Annotated in this window: 14 protein-coding genes; 9 read left to right on the forward strand and 5 right to left on the reverse strand. The window is 60.8% G+C overall.

Annotation, left to right across the window (positions count from 1 at the left end; genetic code table 11):
* The first annotated feature begins 59 nt into the window (after nucleotides 1-59).
* From RUH64_RS03030 to RUH64_RS03040, 3 genes are read left to right on the forward strand one after another with little or no spacing between them, the layout of a single operon-like run.
* Nucleotides 60-941 carry an ATP-binding cassette domain-containing protein gene (locus RUH64_RS03030; RefSeq protein WP_313811196.1) on the forward strand — a complete coding sequence of 294 codons (882 nt, stop codon included), beginning with the start codon at nucleotides 60-62 and terminating at the stop codon, nucleotides 939-941.
* Nucleotides 938-2,110, forward strand: coding sequence for an ABC transporter permease (locus RUH64_RS03035; protein WP_313811198.1), 1,173 nt, complete (start codon nucleotides 938-940; stop codon nucleotides 2,108-2,110). The genes RUH64_RS03030 and RUH64_RS03035 overlap by 4 nt, the downstream gene beginning before the upstream one ends.
* Nucleotides 2,111-2,167: 57 nt before the next feature.
* The gene (locus RUH64_RS03040; RefSeq protein ID WP_313811200.1) at nucleotides 2,168-2,773 is read left to right on the forward strand and encodes a hypothetical protein; all 606 of its coding nucleotides are present in this window, start codon (nucleotides 2,168-2,170) and stop codon (nucleotides 2,771-2,773) included.
* 132 nt (nucleotides 2,774-2,905) lie between these two features.
* Here the strand turns inward: RUH64_RS03040 and cynS are convergent, their stop codons facing one another.
* Together cynS and RUH64_RS03050 are read right to left on the reverse strand one after the other, a co-directional pair.
* A complete protein-coding gene (gene cynS / locus RUH64_RS03045) occupies nucleotides 2,906-3,376 on the reverse strand; it encodes a cyanase (RefSeq protein ID WP_313811201.1) in 471 nt (156 codons plus the stop codon).
* Between the two features lie 91 nt (nucleotides 3,377-3,467).
* Complete coding sequence (locus RUH64_RS03050) at nucleotides 3,468-4,061, reverse strand: carbonic anhydrase (protein WP_313811202.1); 594 nt, start codon at nucleotides 4,059-4,061, stop codon at nucleotides 3,468-3,470.
* Between the two features lie 128 nt (nucleotides 4,062-4,189).
* Here RUH64_RS03050 and cynR point away from each other — a divergent pair, with 128 nt between their 5' ends.
* The gene (cynR, locus tag RUH64_RS03055) at nucleotides 4,190-5,101 is read left to right on the forward strand and encodes a transcriptional regulator CynR (RefSeq protein ID WP_313811203.1); all 912 of its coding nucleotides are present in this window, start codon (nucleotides 4,190-4,192) and stop codon (nucleotides 5,099-5,101) included.
* 28 nt (nucleotides 5,102-5,129) lie between these two features.
* On the opposite strand, the gene RUH64_RS03060 is transcribed toward cynR, so the two are convergent.
* Both RUH64_RS03060 and RUH64_RS03065 read right to left on the reverse strand, forming a co-directional pair.
* Nucleotides 5,130-6,119 carry a hypothetical protein gene (locus RUH64_RS03060; protein WP_313811204.1) on the reverse strand — a complete coding sequence of 330 codons (990 nt, stop codon included), beginning with the start codon at nucleotides 6,117-6,119 and terminating at the stop codon, nucleotides 5,130-5,132.
* A 143-nt stretch (nucleotides 6,120-6,262) separates the two neighbouring features.
* The gene (locus RUH64_RS03065) at nucleotides 6,263-9,781 is read right to left on the reverse strand and encodes a bifunctional proline dehydrogenase/L-glutamate gamma-semialdehyde dehydrogenase (RefSeq protein WP_396275972.1); all 3,519 of its coding nucleotides are present in this window, start codon (nucleotides 9,779-9,781) and stop codon (nucleotides 6,263-6,265) included.
* A gap of 239 nt (nucleotides 9,782-10,020) precedes the next feature.
* Here RUH64_RS03065 and RUH64_RS03070 point away from each other — a divergent pair, with 239 nt between their 5' ends.
* Nucleotides 10,021-10,956, forward strand: a complete 936-nt coding sequence (locus RUH64_RS03070; RefSeq protein ID WP_313811205.1) for a LysR family transcriptional regulator — start codon at nucleotides 10,021-10,023, stop codon at nucleotides 10,954-10,956.
* A gap of 139 nt (nucleotides 10,957-11,095) precedes the next feature.
* Nucleotides 11,096-12,601 (forward strand): sodium/proline symporter PutP, encoded by a 1,506-nt coding sequence (putP, locus tag RUH64_RS03075; RefSeq protein ID WP_313811207.1) that lies wholly within the window; start codon nucleotides 11,096-11,098, stop codon nucleotides 12,599-12,601.
* Nucleotides 12,602-12,660: 59 nt separating this feature from the next.
* On the opposite strand, the gene RUH64_RS03080 is transcribed toward putP, so the two are convergent.
* On the reverse strand, nucleotides 12,661-13,359 hold the full coding sequence (locus RUH64_RS03080; RefSeq protein WP_313811209.1) for an HAD family hydrolase: 699 nt from the start codon (nucleotides 13,357-13,359) through the stop codon (nucleotides 12,661-12,663).
* A 221-nt stretch (nucleotides 13,360-13,580) separates the two neighbouring features.
* Here RUH64_RS03080 and RUH64_RS03085 point away from each other — a divergent pair, with 221 nt between their 5' ends.
* The 3 genes from RUH64_RS03085 to RUH64_RS03095 all read left to right on the forward strand — a co-directional run bounded on the left by RUH64_RS03085 (nucleotide 13,581) and on the right by RUH64_RS03095 (nucleotide 18,081).
* On the forward strand, nucleotides 13,581-14,981 hold the full coding sequence (locus RUH64_RS03085; RefSeq protein ID WP_313811210.1) for an NAD-dependent epimerase/dehydratase family protein: 1,401 nt from the start codon (nucleotides 13,581-13,583) through the stop codon (nucleotides 14,979-14,981).
* Between the two features lie 459 nt (nucleotides 14,982-15,440).
* Entirely contained in the window at nucleotides 15,441-16,871 is a 1,431-nt protein-coding gene (locus tag RUH64_RS03090; RefSeq protein ID WP_313811211.1) for a biotin carboxylase, read from the forward strand.
* Between the two features lie 52 nt (nucleotides 16,872-16,923).
* Complete coding sequence (locus tag RUH64_RS03095; RefSeq protein ID WP_313811212.1) at nucleotides 16,924-18,081, forward strand: serine hydrolase; 1,158 nt, start codon at nucleotides 16,924-16,926, stop codon at nucleotides 18,079-18,081.
* Nucleotides 18,082-18,110: the final 29 nt, after the last annotated feature.

The following is an 18,110-nucleotide window of genomic DNA, read 5'->3' on the forward strand; positions in this document are numbered from 1 at the left end:
GGGATTATGAGGTTCGCGGATTCCGCGTCTGCCCCGAACTGATCAGCGAGAGGGTTCACATGCTAGAGGTCCACCACGTCAGTCGATCATTTTCTGAGCGGTTGGTCTTAGACGATGTGAGTTTTACCGTGCCCAGCGGTGCACTGACGGGTTTCGTCGGAGCCAATGGCGCAGGCAAGACCACCACCATGCGCATCATCATGGGGTTGCTTTCGGCAAGTTCCGGAAGCGTGAGCCTGAACGGCACTGTACTGGCCGGGGACACTCGTCCGAATTTTGGTTATATGCCGGAGGAACGCGGCCTATACCCCAAGCAGCCGGTGATCGACCAGCTGCTGTACCTAGGCCAGCTTCATGGAATTTCGCGTGCTGATACTCGGCAACGTGCCATGGATCTGCTCGCTCGGTTCGGCCTTGATGACAGGGCCAAGTCGAAGCTTGAATCGCTGTCCCTCGGCAATCAGCAGCGTGTGCAGGTGGCCGCATCGTTGCTTCACGAACCAGACGTGTTGATTCTTGATGAGCCCTTCAGCGGCTTGGATCCCCTGGCGGTTGACGCTATGAGTTCCATCCTGCGCGACTACGCGGCTCGCGGCGTCCCCGTCTTGTTTTCCTCGCATCAGCTGGATCTCTTGGATGTACTGGTTGACCACCTAGTTATTATCCAGGATGGGAAGATTCTGGCGGATTCCTCAGCCGATGATTTGAGGGCTTCCCAAGCCTCGCGGCATAAGCTGAGCCTGGGTGCGGATGCCGGCTGGCTGCGCGAAGAGCCGGGTGTCAGCGTCATCGACCTGTCAGGTTCTCAGGCGCTGGTGAATTTCGATTCGGTGGCCGATTCACAGCGGGTGTTGGCCAAGGCGCTGGGCCTGGGCACCGTGACAGAGTTTGCGATTCATCGTCCTGCCCTTGCCGATATCTACCGGGAGATCATTAAATGAGCGCCGTCACTGCACCGTGGCTAGTTGTTGCCCTGCGTGAGGTGGAGACCAAGGTAAAGGACAAAGCCTTCGTCATCTCCACCCTTGTCACGCTCTTGCTGATCGTTGGGTCAATCGCCGCCTCGGCCTTCTTCGCCAATAGGAACACCGAGTACTCCGTCGTCGCCACCGATGAGCTCAGTTATCAGGTGCTTCAGGGAGCTCAAGATGAACACCCAGATGATGTGAGTCTGACGATTTCCCAGACCGATGCCGCTACTGCAGAGCAGCAATTGAGTGCGCAGGAAGTTGATGCGACCCTGTCCTCCGGCAACGGCGGGAAGGACTTCACCCTGACGGGTTTCGATGAGGTGGATGCACAACTTCAGGATCTGATCTCGTCTTCCATGACGTCACTACTCACGGACCAACTACTCTCCCAGGCAGGGATCGATTCTTCGCAGCTGCCTACTGCCGATGAGCTGAAGGTAACCCAATTGGAGGGCGACAGCGAACGCACGGCAATGGTGCGGGCCATGGCCTTTTTGTTCTCCTTCCTCTTCTACATGGCGGCCTTGTTATTCGGCATGCCTATTGCCAACTCGGTGATTGAGGAGAAGCAGAACCGGGTTGTTGAAATTCTTGCCAGCACCATTCGACTGCGTCAGCTCCTGGCGGGAAAGATCATTGGCAACGTCATCCTCGCTATGGTGCAGCTGCTGCTGTTTATCAGCGCGGGTTTACTGGTTGCCTATCTGGCTCCCGGCGAGATCCCGTTCCTTGGCGTGGTGGCTCAGGTAGCAGGTTGGTTTGTGGTCTTTTTCCTCGGCGGATTCTTGGTTTTGGCGGGGATCTGGGCTGCGCTGGGTGCGTTGGCTACCCGCACAGAGGACCTTCAGCAGTCCACCGGACCGGTAGTCGGTGCCTTGTTGGCGGTATTGTTCATTGGCATCTATGCCAAGGGAAGCTTCTTGGTCATAGCTTCCTACGTCCCTATCGTTTCCTCGGTGGCTATGCCCATTCGGCTGCTCTCGGGTGATGTGGCGCTGTGGGAGCCTCTGCTGTCCTTGGCCATCCTTCTTGCCGCCTGCTGGGCGGTGCTGTTGTTCTCCGAGCGGATCTACCGCCGCGCGGTAATGCATACCGGCGGAACGCTGACCCTGCGCAAGGCATTGAAACTAGAGGTTTAAGCTCGGTGGTGGCTGGGCAACAGACTGTGCACAGCCACCATGGCTAAGATTATGCAGGTGAGCGAAGAGAAACCCATCTTAAATCTGTCCGCCCGACAAATTATCGTCTGGCTCGCAGCCATCGTTGGCCTGACCGTCTCCACGCTGCTTGCGACCAGCAGCTATATCTTTGATGCCAGCGCCCTGTCGGTTATTGCCCTGTGGGTGGTCCGGGCTTTGACCCTGGCAAGTTTTTGGCTGCTGAAACTGCCCAAAGACGTCAAGATCTTCGGCATTGGGCTCATTGCCCTCTCGCTCATTCTTGATGTACTGCTCAAGCTCCCGGTGTTGGGATCCGTGCAGTATGCGGACTGGTTCCTCGTCTCGGCATTGGATGTCACCGGTACATACTCGGTGTACTTCACGGTCTGGGGAATTCTTGTCCCCCTCATCACCATGACCGGATGGTTCGTCCTGGCCCGCCGCAAGCTTGCCGGCTGGATCACGGGTCTGGTGCTCACCGTCGCCATGGGTTTCCTCGCGTTGAGTGCGGCCCGTTCGGCCACCGGCACCTTTGCTGTATTCATGATCATCAGCGTTGCTCGCTACGTGGTGCCAGCGCTCTGCGCCGCCTTAGCTGATTTCTTGGTCCAACGTCGGCGGGCCAAGCAGGTCAGGAACTAAGAAACCCCCTTCCCAGTTGCAGCAGTAATTAAGAACTCAAGGTCGTTGTGCGCCCCGCATTGGGGAACGCGCAACGACCTTGAGTTCTCTTGTCACACGGTGAGCTGAGCCAGGTTGATCGGAGCCTGGTGGTTAGAAAGGCTTGGTTGGCAGGTATTTGCCGTCCAGGGTGATGACGGCGCGCTCGCCGCCCTCTGGATCAGCGACCTTCTTGACATCCAGCTTGAAGTTGATCGCGGAGATGATGCCGTCGCCGAATTCCTCGTGTACCAGAGCCTTGAGGGTCGTACCGTAGACCTGCAGCATCTCATAGAAGCGGTACATGGTTGGGTCGGTTGGGATGCGGTTAGGCATGGATCCACGAGTCGGGATGACCTGCAGGAGCCTGGAGTCTGCCTCTTCCAGCCCCAGTAGCGCGACCACTGCGTCGGCGGCTTCGGCAGGCAGCGGGTGCTGGCCGAGGATCGCTGCGGTGGTGAATGCCGTGGATAGACCGGAAGCTTCAGCAATCTGCTTCCAGCTCAGGTTCTTGGAGATCTTGGCGTCTACTGCGCGCTCGGTCAGAGCTTCGCGAGCTGACTGGCTGAACTGTGCGTGAGTCATGGTTTTTTTCCTTTTCTCATCATGGCCGCGGCTGGTCGCCGCGGAGGGTTGGAGTGGTGCCAGGCGGTCAGCGAAAACTTTCCGCCCAAAACTAAAGTGCTGCCGTGCTCTGGTGGCCGGTGCCCTGCAGTTGTTCTACCGAACCGCTGCCAATGTCATAGACCCAGCCGTGGAGGTTCAGTTCCCCCGCTGCCAGTGCCTTGGCCACCGAGGGGTGGGTTGCCAGGTTTGCCAACTGGGCCAGAACGTTTTCTTTGACCAGCCGTGGAACATCGCCGCGGATGGGTGTTCTCGCCTGGGAAGCATCTGCGTGGCGCAGCCAATTGGATACCGCGGGTGCCAGGCTGAGGTCGATTCCTTCGGCCAGTGCCGTCATGGCCCCACAGGCCGAGTGCCCGCAGATCACAACGTCCTTGATGCCGAGCACTGCCACCGCATATTCAATGCTTGCGGCAACCCCGTCAGCCTCCGGGCTATAGGCAGGGACGAGGTTTCCAGCCGTGCGGATCACAAAAAGGTCTCCGGGCTCGGTTCCGGTAATCAGCTCCGGAACCACCCGTGCATCGGAACAGCCGATGAACAAGGTGTGCGGGTGATGATTCGAGGCAAGATGCGCGAACAGATCGGCCTTCGCCGGAAATACATCTCGTTGGAAACGGGCAAGGCCGTCATTGAGATTGTCCATTCTCATTCCTTTCGAATCGGTGGTGATGATCCCTCGCTAGCGGGTTGAATCAATGGTGCCCAACCAGCACTCATAGTGTCCAAGAGCTAAAAAGAATGAAATCGATAGTTCTGATCTATAGTTATTCCATGACCGGTGTAGAACTGCGACATATCAGGTATTTGCTGGCGGTGGCCGATGAAGGAAACTTCACCAGGGCCGCAGAAGAGTTGCGCATATCACAACCCACGCTGTCGCATCAGATCAAGCAGCTGGAGAAGCACCTCGGGGCACAGCTCATCGACCGCAGCGGGAGGAACATCCGGCTCACGGACGCCGGCGCCGTCTATGTTGAACAGGTCCGCCATGCGCTGCGAGATGTTCAATCTGCGCGCCGAGCACTGTTGGATGTCAAAGATCTATCCCGGGGTCACCTGAGGCTGGGGATCACGCCCACCTTCACCACATACCTGATGGGCCCACTGATCGGGAAGCTTCACGAATTACATCCGGGGTTGACCGTGACAATTACCGAGGACAGCCAGGAGCGCATTGAATCCGGCCTGCTCTCCGACGAACTGGACCTGGGCATCGCCTTCGCCCAGGTGCAGCACCTGTCAGGCGTTGAGGCCACCGGGATGTACACAGAGAACTTGGGGCTCGTCGCATCCAAGGAACACGCAGCGGCGCTCCCCCACCCGCTGCCGGCGGCGGCGCTGGGCAAGCATTCACTGGCCCTGCTCACCGGCGACTTCGCGACCCGCAACTACATCGACAGCTGTCTGGCCAAGCTGGGGATCTCCCCTCGCATCAGCGTGAAAGCGAACTCGCTGCAGGCCCTGACGCAGATCGTCGAACACACCTCATTGGCAACGGTGCTACCTGACGCGGTAGCCGAGGAAGGCAGGCTGCTGGCCCCGGTGCCGCTGGACCCGCCCTTTCCCGCCCGCACCGTGGCCCTGCTGCGCAGACAGGATGCCTATCGCAGCGCGGCCAGCCAAGCATTCGTCGAGCTGCTGGAGCTGCACATTACGCAGCGCGGGTACCAGCCAGCGGTGTAGGTTTGCTTCCAGTTTCAATAATGCTTACCTAGCCCGCGGAGTTGAGCAGGCGCAAACCAGCGCCGAAAGAAGGCTTCTGCCCGGTGCGCTGTGCAATTTCGCTGCGGATGATGCGAACCCGGTCCAGGGTCCCCTTGGGCTCAAAGATCCGGGCGCCCTGCGGTGCCTGGCCAGAGACCGCGTAGTCCATGACGGTGCGGCTGATCCCCAGATGCCGCAGTAGTTCCCGCAGCCCGTCGATGCCGGAATCCGTGTGCAGCCGGCGCTGCAGCTCTGCGGCCGCCCGGGGGTTGCCCGTCGCCTGACCCAGCTGGGTGAAGGTCTCCTCCGTGAGATCAAACCAGTCATCCCACAGGACCTGCTGCCAGCGCGCCGCCTCGCTTCCCGTCGGGAAGGACTCCAGCAGAACCATCCGGTCGCTGAATTCGAATTCCAGTCGTAGGCCTTGGGCGAATACCACCAGGCTGAAGTCTTCGAACGCTGGGATCAAACCGGTCACCACGCCCGCCTCGGGCGGGAAGGAGAAGCGGTGGTAGCGCCGCTCGCCCGTGTAGCGGACGAAGCCGCAGCCATCGGCCTCCCAGTAGTTGAAGGTTGCTCCCTTGTCCTTGGCGGTGGCGATCACCATGTGCTCCGGGCGCAATCCAGTCCCAGCGAAGACCGCCCAGGTTTGGAAGTTCTCCTCGGTCTGCCCCGCCGGCAGCGGAGCCCCGAAGACGCATTCCTCATTCATGAACGCCACCGTGGGGCGCAGACCTGCGATGATCTGAGCATCGATCACCTCGGCGATGGTGCGCGGCGCCACGGCTCCCTGCTCATCGGCGACAAACACCGTACCTTCCTCGGGGCCTGCAAGGATCAGCTGCGCAGAGGTGCTGCGCTGCTGATAGTGCGGACCTTCAACGATGCCTATCAGTCCCGTCGGTGCCAGCACCTCTCGAACTCGCTGCGCAGCATCCGGCACCCGGCCCATAAATGCCACGGTGAATTCGTTGTACTCAAAATCGTTGTCTGTCACAGGAATCTCTCTAGACGGCTGCCCCGAAACTGCGCCCAAGATTCTGGGCGCGTTGACTGTTATCTTATGGCACAAAGAACGCCGCACCCGGTACCCCCTTCTTTCGAGGGAGCACCGGGTGCGGCGTGTGAGTTCGCAGTGAACTAGATCAGTTCGTCGCTCAGGTGGTTCGGGGTGCCGAAGCGGTGAGCGGTGATGGACACTGCCTGCTCATGCAGGAACGGCAGCAGCTCAACGCGGCCGGCGCCGGTCACGTTCGAACCGTAGATCGCAACATCCGGCTTGCCGTTGGTGGCCTCGGCCACCTCGGAGACCGACCCGCCGATCAGGCGGATGCGGGCCGAAGACTGCGGTCCGGTCTTGGCCGCCAGCTTGGCTGCACGCTTGGCGAACGCCGCGGCATCTTCCTTCACCACGGTGACCGAGTGCTCTGCCAGCAGGTTGCGCACACCGCGCGGCAGATCGACATCCGCAGAGAAGACAACACGGGAACCGGCGGTCACACCGGCCGCCAGCACACGCAGCGCCTCGGCCACGCCGTGGCCGCTGCTTGCTTCCTCGAAACGCACGGTCACGTCCACCGGACGGTAGCGGAACACGTTGCGTTCGGCGAGTAGTCTGGAGCGGTCCTTGGCCAGGTTGAACTCGTTGTTCCACCACAGCTTGTCGCTGCCCAGGGCGGACTTCAGCCACGCTGCATCAATGTCGTTCAGCTCTGCGGCATTCAGCAGACGATTGTCGAAGGTGTTCAGCTGCTCGGTCTTGGCCACCGGTGCATCGGTCCAGGATCCCATGCCCACCAGGTAGTTCGGGCCGCCGGCCTTGGTGCCGGCGCCGATGGCGGACTTCTTCCAGCCGCCGAACGGCTGACGCTGCACGATGGCGCCGGTGATGCCGCGGTTCACGTAGATGTTGCCGGCCTGGATGTTCTCCAGCCAGTAGCCCAGCTCGTCCTGATCCAGCGAGTGCAGGCCGGAGGTCAGGCCATAGTCGATCTCGTTGACCAGTTCAACAGCCTCTTCGAGGGTTGCAGCGGTCATCACGCCCAGGATCGGGCCGAAGTACTCGGTCAGGTGGTACTCGCTGCCGCGCTTCACACCGTAGCGCACGCCCGGGGAGTACAGCTTGCCCGAATCATCGAGCTGCTTTGGCTCCAGGGCCCAGCGCTCGCCGGCGCCCAGGGTGGTCAAACCGCGCTTGAGCTTCTCGCCAGGCTCGCCGATCAGCGGGCCCATCTGGGACTCCGGGTTCCATGGGTAGCCCACGCGTAGCGACTTGACCGCGTCGATCAGCTGGTTGTTGAAGCGGCGGGAATCAGCCACGGAGCCGACCAGCACCACCAGCGAGGAGGCCGAGCACTTCTGGCCCGCATGGCCGAAGGCCGACTGCACCACGTCCTTGGCCGCAAGGTCGAGGTCTGCATGCGGGGTCACGATGATCGCGTTCTTGCCGGAGGTTTCTGCCAGCAGCGGCAGGTCCTTGCGGAAGGAGCGGAACAGTTCAGCGGTCTCGTAGCCGCCGGTGAGGATCAGTCGGTCGACGCGCGGGTCGGAGACCAGCTGGGTGCCCAGCTCGCGCTCGCCGACGAAAACCAGCTGCAGGACGTCCTTTGGCACACCCGCATCCCACAGGCACTGCACCATGACCGCACCCACGCGGGCCGCCTGGCTTGCAGGCTTGATGATCACGGCGGACCCGGAAGCAAGGGCGGAGAGGGTGGAACCTGCAGGGATGGCCATCGGGAAGTTCCATGGCGGGGTGACCACCGTCAGCTTGGAAGGAACGAAGGTGGCACCGTCGACGGTATCCAGTTCGCGGCCCAGGCCCGCGTAGTAGTGGGCAAAGTCGATGGCCTCGGAAACCTCGACGTCGCCCTGGTCGATGGTCTTGCCGCACTCGGAACCGAGCACCTCCAGCAGGGTGGCGCGGCGCTCTTCGAAGAGCTGACCTGCGCGGTGAAGGATCTCGGCGCGCTTGGCGGAGCCCAGTGCCTGCCAGTCGGCTGCGGCGTCCACGCCCATGGCGATGGCTTCATCCAGCTCGCCGGAGGAGGTGATGGTGTAGGAGGAGACCAGGTCCTTGCCCAGGGAAGATCCCTGCATCTTGGACAGGATCGCCCGGCCCCATTCGCGGTTGTTCTTCAGGTCCGGATCGGTGTCCGGGGTGTTGAAGAAGGAGCCGGTGCCGTTGTTCAGTGCCTCGATCTTGCCCGCCAGCTCGGCGTCCTCGACCTGGCGGTTCTGTACGCGGTGCGGGCCGGGAACCTGATCGGTCATAGCTTCCAGGGAGGCCAGGAAGCGGTTCTTCTCGCGCTGGAACAATGCCTCGTTCTTCTCCAGTTCGAAGACCGCGGACATGAAGTTTTCCTGGCTGGCGCCCTCTTCGAGGCGGCGGATCAGGTAGGCGATGGCCACGTCGAATTCTTCCGGGTGCACTACCGGGGTGTAGAGCAGCAGGTCACCGACCTCGCGGCGCACGGCCTCGGCCTGGCCGGTGGCCATGCCCAGCAGCATCTCGAATTCGATGCCCTCGGTGACGTTGCGGGACTTGGCCAGCAGCCATGCCAGCGCCACGTCGAACAGGTTGTGGCCCGCCACGCCGATGCGCACGTTCTTCACGTGCTCCGGGCGCAGCGAGTAGTCGATGACCATCTTGTAGCTGGTGTCGGAATCCTGCTTGGAGTGCCAGGTGGCCAGCGGCCAGCCGTGGATGTCCGCCTCCATGGTTTCCATCGGCAGGTTCGCGCCCTTCACCACGCGCACCTTAATCGGTGCGCCGCCGTCGGCCACGCGGTCCGCGGAGAATTCCTGCAGCTGGATCATGGCGCCCAGGGCGTCGGGCAGGTAGGCCTGCAGCACGATGCCGGCTGACAGGTTCTTGAACTCTGGCATGGCAAGGATCTTGGTGAAGACCGCGATGGTCAGCTCCAGGTCCTTGTACTCTTCCATGTCCAGGTTGATGAACTTCTTCTTAGGCCCCTTGTTGGCCAGCTCGTAGAGCGGCTTGAGCTTCTCGACGATGTGCTCCACCGCCTCGTCGAAGGCCCAGTGGTTGTGCGGTGCCACGGTGGAAGAGACCTTGATGGACACGTAATCCACGTCCTCGCGGGCCAGCAGCTTGGTGGTGCCTTCCAGGCGGCGGGCCGCCTCGCCCTGGCCCAGGATGGCCTCGCCGAGCAGGTTCACGTTCAGGTTGACGCCCTCGCGCTTGATCTTTGAGATCGCGCCGCCCAGCTTGGCGTCGGAGGCATCGATGATCAGGTGGCCGACCATCTCGCGCAGCACCTTGCGGGCGATCGGCACGACGACCTGGGGCACGATCGGCGCCATGAAGCCGCCCACGCCCACAGCCTTGCGCATGTACCACGGCAGGAAGGACGGAACCTTGGGCGCCAGTGCCTTCAGGTTCGCGGCGGCGACGTTCAGATCCTCGGGGCGGATCACGCCGTCGACGAACCCGACGGTGAAGTCAAGGCCGTTGGGGTCCTTCAGCACGCCGGCCAGGCGGGCCGCGGAGGCGTCGGCGGGGAATTGCGCTGCCTCGGTGAGCCAGCGGCGAACCAGCTTGATGACGTCGTCGGCAAGTTCCGCCGGGGTGGTCAGGGCGTTGCCGGCGGCGTCCACTGCCGGCGGCACGATGTGCTGGGTGTTGATGGAAGACACTTAGTGGTCCCTTCGATGCAGTTCGTACATTGGGGGTTCGGCACCGAACGCTCAGGTCGTTTTGGGCTGTGCTGGCGGCCAATCCCCCACAGGGATCCTGCGCCACGCGAAGCTGTGTGCAACATTGAGTATGACCCTTTTATGTGTTAAGCAAAAGTGAACAAAACCGAAGAATTTTGTTCGGTTTTCCTAATGTATTCTGAAACTGCTGCCACAACCCCGAAATAAGGCTGGAACCCATGCTTGAACTGCGACGATTGAGGCTCCTGCGGGAACTGAGCATCCGCGGCACGATCGCCGAGGTGGCGGACGTGCTCAGCTACTCCCCCTCTTCCGTCTCCCAGCAGCTGAGCCAGCTGGAAACGGAGGCGGGGGTGGAGCTGCTGCGCCGCACCGGACGAACCCTGCAGCTGACCCCGCAGGCCCAGGTGCTGGTGGCGCACACCGAGGAGCTGCTCGACTCCATGGAGCGCGCCGAGGCCGCGCTGGCGGCCACGCTGTCCACGGTGGCCGGCACCGTGCGTCTTGCCGTATTTCAAACGGCAATGCTTGCCATCATGCCCCCGGTGCTGCGTGAACTGCGCGCCACCTACCCGAACCTGCGGGTGGAGATGAGCCAGCAGGAACCGGAGGAGGCGCTGCATGAAACCTCCAGCCGCAACTTCGATCTGGTGGTGGCCGAACAGTACCCGGGGCATGCGGCCCCGCACTATGAAAACCTCGACCGACGAGTGCTGACCCATGATTCCATCAGGCTGGCCCTGCCGGTCAGGGGCGGGGCAGGCAACGCAGAGTTCGACCGCGTCACCGCGCTGGAGCACGCGGCCAACCTGCCATGGGTCGTGGAGCCGACCGGGGCCGCCAGCCGGCATTTCGCCGAGCAGTCGGCAAGGCTCGCAGGATTCGAACCCGACCTGCGCTATGAAACCGCCGATCTGCAGGCCCACGCCCAGCTGGTGGAGTCCGGCAATGCGGTGGCGCTGCTGCCGGACCTGGTGCTGCGCAACGATCCCAGCGTGCTGCGCGCGGTGGAGCTGCCCGGCGCCCCGGTGCGCACCATCTTCACCGCCATGCGCCATTCATCGGCCCAATCCCCCGCCATTCAGGCGGTGCGATCCATGCTGCACCAGCAGCCGGGAATGAGCGATGCGGCGAAAATTCTCCCCAAGCATTAGTTAGGTCACAAAAAGGTAACGGCGGGCTGTTAGGTCCACGACAAACCCGAAAAATAATGCAATAGTGGTGACTCGCACCACAAGACCCGCGCCCCGCTTGGTTCATCACTCCGACGGGCACAATCGGTTACGAGGAAAAATGTCAGCACAGACTTTTCAGATCATTGCGATCGCCATATACATGTGTGCGATGCTCGGCATCGGCTATATCGCCTACCGGCGCACCAACAACATCGACGACTACATGCTGGCGGACCGCGGCCTGAAGCCATGGGTCGCAGCCCTGTCGGCCGGCGCCTCCGACATGTCCGGCTGGCTGCTCATGGGCCTGCCGGGCGCCATCTACCTCGGCGGCATGCACGAAGCATGGATCGCCATCGGCCTGATCATCGGCGCCTGGATGAACTGGAAGTTCGTCGCACCGCGCCTGCGCTCCTACACCGCGATCGCACAGAACGCGATCACCGTGCCCTCCTTCTTTGAAAAGCGCCTGAAGGACAACTCGCACCTGCTGCGCATCGCCTCGGCGCTGATCATCCTGGTGTTCTTCACCTTCTACGTCTCCTCCGGCATGGTTGCCGCAGGCAAGTTCTTCGAGTCGACCTTCGGCTGGCACTACATGGCGGGCCTGATCTTCGTCGCTGGCATCACCCTGCTCTACACCCTGTTCGGCGGCTTCCTCGGCGCCTCGCTGACCGATATGGTCCAGGGCATCTTGATGTTCGCCGCGCTGATCGCCGTGCCCATCGTGGCCATCACCCAGGTGGGCGACATCTCCACCCTGGGCGAGCGCATCCGCGAGGTGAACCCGGAGGCCTTCAACCTGTTCTCCTCCTTCGAGACCAACAGCGCCTTCCTTGCCATCGTCGCGATCTTCTCCACCGCCGCCTGGGGCTTCGGCTACTTCGGCCAGCCGCACATCATCGTGCGCTTCATGGCACTGCGCACCCCTGCAGAAGCCAAGAGCGCCCGCCGCATCGGCATCTCTTGGATGTTCCTGACCACCGCCGGCGCGATCTGCACCGCACTGATCGGCATCGCCTACTTTGCCGATGCGCCGCTGGGCGAGTCCCGCAGCGAGACAGTGTTCCTGCTGCTGAGCCAGACCTTCTTCCACCCATTCGTTGCAGGCCTGGTTCTTGCAGCCGTGCTGGCGGCCATCATGTCCACCATGTCTTCGCAGCTGATCGTCTGCTCCTCGGCACTGATCGAAGATCTGTACAACATCTCCGGTCGCAAGGCTTCGCCGAAGTTGCTGATTACACTCAGCCGCACCGGCGTGCTGACCATCGCCGTGATCGCACTGCTGCTGGCACTAAACCCGAACTCCTCCATCCTCGACCTGGTCGCCTTCGCCTGGGCTGGCTTCGGCGCCGCCTTCGGTCCGATCGTGTTGCTGAGCCTGTACTGGCGCAAGCTGAGCGCCGTCGGCGCTTTCGCCGGCATGATCACCGGTGCCGTGGTCGTGTTCGTTTGGGGCAACATCGATGTCCTGTCGGATGCCATGTACGAGATCGTTCCGGGCTTCGCGCTGAACCTGCTGGTCGCCTGGTTGGTCTCCCGTGCCACCTACAAGGAGAACGACACCATCCAGGAAGAATTCACCGAGATGGAGCAGGAGGTCGGTGCCAAGGTCACCGTCTAGCGCCACCCAGCACTGCGAAAGTTCAGCTCCCGTCGCCGTTATCGGCGGCGGGAGCTTTGCTATGCCTCCAGCGCATCGAGCAGCTGCTGCGCCGGGGTCAGCGAGTCGAAGACCGCGTCAGCACCCGCCGCCGAAAGTTCATGGGCGTCGAAATCACCGGTGGCTACGCCCAGCACCCTAGCCCCCACAGCCTTGGCCGCCTGCACATCCAGCGGAGTGTCGCCGATGAGCACCACCTTTTCGGCCGGAATCTGGCAGTTGTATTTTGTCTGCGCCGCAGTCACCGCAGCGGTGACAAGTTCTGCGCGCACCTCGTGCTCATCTCCATAGGCCGCGATGTCCAGGTCCAGGTAGTCCGCGGCACCGATCTGCTCGATCTTGATTTCTCCGATGGTTCGCAAGTTGCCGGTGAGCACCGACTGGATCAGATGTTGCTGCCGCGCGAAAAGGGCCAAGGCTTCGATGGCGCCGGGAAGCGCCACCCCGCCCTGCGCGGCGAAGTCCCGCGCATGGGACCGTGCATAGTCGCAGGAAAGCCGCTGCAGTTCGGCCTGTAGATGTTCGCTACCGGGCGCCGCACGCTGAATATGTTCGCGCAGGATCGCCTTGTCGGTACGTCCCGAGAAACTGATACCTTCCGGGGCCGGGTCATCAAAGAGTTGGGCGAAGGCTGCATGCATGGCACGCCTGCCAAAACCGGCAGGGTTCAGCAATGTTTGATCTAGATCCCAGAGAATTAATAGCGGCGCCCTATCCACCTACGTTCCCCTTCACCTGTTGGCCTAAAAACCTCAGGCTATCGAGGTGTTCCCGGATATTCCTCCACCGGGTTGGAGTATGACTTGGCAGTAATTCGGGACACAGTTTCGTAACACTTTCTTCGGGCGCCTGTGCCTTACGTCTCAGAAGCGCCCAACATAGTAGCTTGGGGGTAAGTTCGCGGAAGCTTGTTTCAGAAACTTACCGAGGGGGATTCTCCATGAGCCGCATGAAGAAGTTTGCACATTGGCAGCGTACAGAGTCCCAGTTCTTGGCAGCCGAAGCAGATGCCGCCTATTCCATCGTGGGCAACCTGGCACAGACCGGGACATGGATGAAGGTCTTCTCATTCCGCGTGCATGACGACCAGCGCGGGGTGGGCACCAAGGTTGACCTGCTGCCTCCGGGGAAGATCTTCGGCATGCTGCACCAGAACACAGCCCCTGCCGGTTCGATCACCCGCCGCAATCAGGACGCCCGCATGGTCGAGTTCACCCAGCCGCAGCCCGCTGGACGCATGGTGCTGCGCTGGCGCGTGGACGAAGCCGAGGGCGGCTGCATCCTCCACTTCACCATTGAGATCCATGGTCCTGGCACCACCGCCTTCAAGTTCACCGTGGGCAATACGCTGTGCCACGATTTCACCGTCGCCGTGGCCCGCCTGTACCGGATGGTCGCACATACCGCGCACATCAAGTTGGACGCCCATGTGGTGATCGCCGGCGGTCGCGGCTTCCTCGGCCGCAACCTCGCGGCGGATCTGGTCTGCCGCGGCGCATCGGTGGCGGTGCTTTCACGCACCCGCGAAGACTACTTCCCCACCGAACAGTTCATCTGGGACGGAATCCACCAGGGCACCTGGATCGGCGCATTCCACAGCGACCGCCCGGTGCATCTGGTCAACCTTGCCGGCGAACGCGTGGACAAGCGAAATACCCCGGAAAATATTGCCGAGCTGACAAACTCCCGGGTGCTCACCACCCAAACCCTGGCCGAGGCTGTGGCTAAGCGCGAAGAATTGAAGACCTGGATCCAGTCGAGCACCACCGCAATCTTCGGAGATGCGGGAGAGGCGGAGCTGACAGAGTCCTCCCCTATTCCCACCGGCGAACGGGCGCTGCCGGAAATGACAGGCGTCGCCTCGGCCTGGGAGCAGGCATTCACCGATGCGAAGGTCAATGCCAAACACAGCTACATCCTGCGCACCTCACTGGTGATGCACCCGGATGCACCGTTGCTTGGCCCGCTGAACCTGCTGACCAATATCGGACTGGGCGGCAAGCTCGGCCATGGCAAGCAGTGGTTCAGCTGGATCGGCATGGAAGATTGGCTACGCGTGATCCGCTGCCTACTGGGCTTGGAGCAGCCGCACATCCCCGACGGCATCGTCCACGCCACGGCGCCGAACCCGTTGCGCAATGAAGAAATCATGGCGCAGCTGCGTTCGCTGGCAGGAATGCCGGGTCTTCCCACCGGTTCGCTGCTTCCCAAGCTCGGGGCCGCCGTCATGGGCAACAACGCCCGCGTGGTGCTCACCGGACGCAAGGTGCGCAGCGAGGTGCTTGAAAAAGCAGGTTTTAAATTTGAAGAAACAAGTTTTTTGTCAACCGTTGGCCGATAAAATGCAGTAACTGACTTAATAATAAATATTCCACAAATGAAAAATGACCCATTTTTACGATGTTACTTTTGAGTATAGTTTTTCCATAGCATATCTGACTACGACAAAGTCACCAGTTCACATTAGTAACAAATTGTTCACCATTTGTTTTCAGCAAGTCCGCGTTGGATTTACCGGCAAATTCGATCATAAAATAGTTCTTGTAAAAGCTTTTCAGCAACAAACTGTCTATTGACCGTCACCAAAGGATCCACCTGCACCATGGCCAATATTTCAGAAGCCTCAGTCTCGGTTTCACGTCCACGTATTCCTAAGCCAAGCGAGCTCTCCAAATTACGCAGTCAAATTCAGGCAGTTGAAGAACTGAGTGCAAATGTAGCTATGGATGCTGCATATATTGAAGAGGATTCATTTGATCAGGCGCCCGTGGTTTTGCCTTTCGGAAGGCCACTGAAGAATATGAGCGAAATTCGCCATTTCTTCCGCACCAACCAAACCCCAATTTATTTTTTTGGCGCCACTCCGGTGAACCTGCTGGGTCTTGACCGTTGGGTCCGCAAATTCAGCTACATCACCTATTACGACGGTTGGGATGGACACCACCCGCGCGTATTCACACCAGGCGAGAAGCCGTACATCGAATTCCAGAGCGCCGAGGAAATCAACAACTGGCTGCTGGAGAACGCAGAAGTCCGCGAATACATAGACGCCCGCCGCACCCCGGGCGGTCCACGCCCGAAGATTGCCATGGTCTTCTTTGACGAGGAAACCGAAGCAATCTGCGAGGAATTGGGCTACGACCTGATCCTGCCTTCGGCCGAACTGCGCAACGAGCTTGATTCAAAGATCGTCACCACCCAGCTGGGCAACGAAGCCGGAGCTCCATCGGTGCCGAACATCCTCGGCCGCGCTTCGACCTACAAGGAACTGCAGAAGCTGGCAGACAAGGCCAACCTCGGCAGCGACCTCGTGGTGCAGACCCCCTATGGCGACTCGGGAAAAACTACGTTCTTCATCACATCTGAAGAAACTTGGAACCAGTATTCCAAGCACATTATTGATGAAGACATCAAGGTCATGAAGCGCATCAACAACCGCCCGGTGGCAGTTGAAGCTGTGCTCACCCGCAACGGCACCGTGGTCGGCCCGATCCTGACCGAGCTTGCCGGCTACAAGGAATTGACCCCGTACAAGGGCGGCTGGTGCGGCAATGAAATGCACCCGGATGTACTCACCGATTCGCAGCGCCACCGCGCCACCGAACTGGTTCGCCGCGTCGGCGACGGCCTGCAGAAGACCGGTTACCGCGGCTTTTTCGAGGTTGACGTGCTGGTTGATACCGACACCGATGACGTCTACCTGGGTGAACTGAACCCACGCATCTCCGGAGCCAGCGCCATCACCAACGTGACCGCCGGCGCCTACGCCGATATTCCGTTGTTCCTTTTCCACCTGCTCGAATACCTCGATGTCGACTTCATTATCGACGTCGACGAGATCAACGAGCGCTGGGAAGAGATGTCCGGTGCCGACGTCTGGAGCCACATGATCATCAAGGAAACCGATGACATTGTCCAGTACATCACCCATGCTCCACGCACCGGCAACTACGTTCTGGATTCGAAGGGCAAACTTCAGTTCGTCCGACCTGCTCTAGACTGGCATCAGTTACAGAATCACAAAGAGGCGTTCTTCCTACGAATCTACGGCGTAGAAGACTACCGTTGGAAGGGGGCCGATCTTGGGATCCTTGTCACCAAGGCCAAGTTACAGTTCACGGGTAAGAAGAAAACCAGACTCTCCATTGATGCCAAACACCTCATCTCTTCCATCAGATCCCACTACCGCGGTATCGACGTCCCTCCCGCCGAGTCAGACGACGACAACTAGCGGTATCACCGTCGAGGGCACGGACCCTGCGAGCACGGCTTCGCAGGGTCCGTTGACCATCGCAAATTGGCAGTATCCAGAAAACATCCAGCGCTCTTTCCAAAACATTGCGCGCATCCATCCCACCGCCAAGGTTTCCCGGGGTGATGGACCGATTGTTAAGCTGCATATTTCCGAAGCTGAATTGGGAAAGCTAGAGGTTGCCAAGGCAAACTACACCGACCCGTCGCAGACGGTGCGCGGCGTTTTGCACGCCACCAACACCGATGGATTCCTTGTCATGCACAATGGCAGGATCCTCTGGGAAAAATACAACAACACCATGACCTCCACGACCGACCACCTGCTGATGTCGGTCAGCAAGACCCTGGTCGGCACGGTCATCGGTGCGCTGCAGGATGCGGGCAAGCTCAATGTCGACGAGCTTGCCTCTACCTATGTTCCGGCCCTGCGTCAAAGCGGCTATGCCGGCGCCAAGGTCCGGGACATCCTCGACATGCGATCGGGCATCAAGTTCTCCGAGGAATACCTCGACCCGAACGCCGAGGTGCGCCTGCTGGAAGAAGCCATCGGCTGGGCACCGGCCCGCGGTGCCATCGGCCAGGTGGGCATGTACGACTTCCTGCTCACGCTCAAGGCCAAGGGCCCGCATGGTGGGGTCTTCGAGTACCGCTCCTGCGAGACCGACGTGCTCGGCTGGATTGCAGAATCCGCCGGCGGCGCCCCGATGCGCGAGCTGCTCTCCGAGTATGTCTGGGCAAAGATCGGCGCCCAGCAGGACCTGGTGATGGGTGTGGACCAGTTCGGCACGGGCATGTTCGACGGCGGGCTGAACGCCACGCTGCGCGACCTGGCACGCTTCGGTCACATCTACGTCAACGGGGGCCGTGCACTGACCGGCAAGCAGGTAGTGTCCACGGAGTGGGTGGATGACACCTTCGCTCAGAGCCAGGAGCTCTTCGATGCATTCGCCAAGTCGCCCGGCGACAACATGATGCCCGGCGGCCGCTACCGCAACCAGATCTGGTTCCCGAACGGCCAGACCAACGTCGCCGTAGCGTTGGGCATCCATGGCCAGATGATCTACATGGATCCTGCGACCAAACTGGTGGGCGTCAAGCTTTCCAGCTGGCCGCTGCCCCAGGATGCGTCAAAGCTGTTCCCCACCCTGCGTGCCTTCGAAGCAATTTCACGGCACCTGGCTGCGTAGCAGTAAGCAAGCACAGCAGCTACGGCCAA

It is taken from the genome of Glutamicibacter sp., from assembly GCF_032154645.1.
In the GTDB taxonomy this organism is placed as follows: domain Bacteria; phylum Actinomycetota; class Actinomycetes; order Actinomycetales; family Micrococcaceae; genus Glutamicibacter.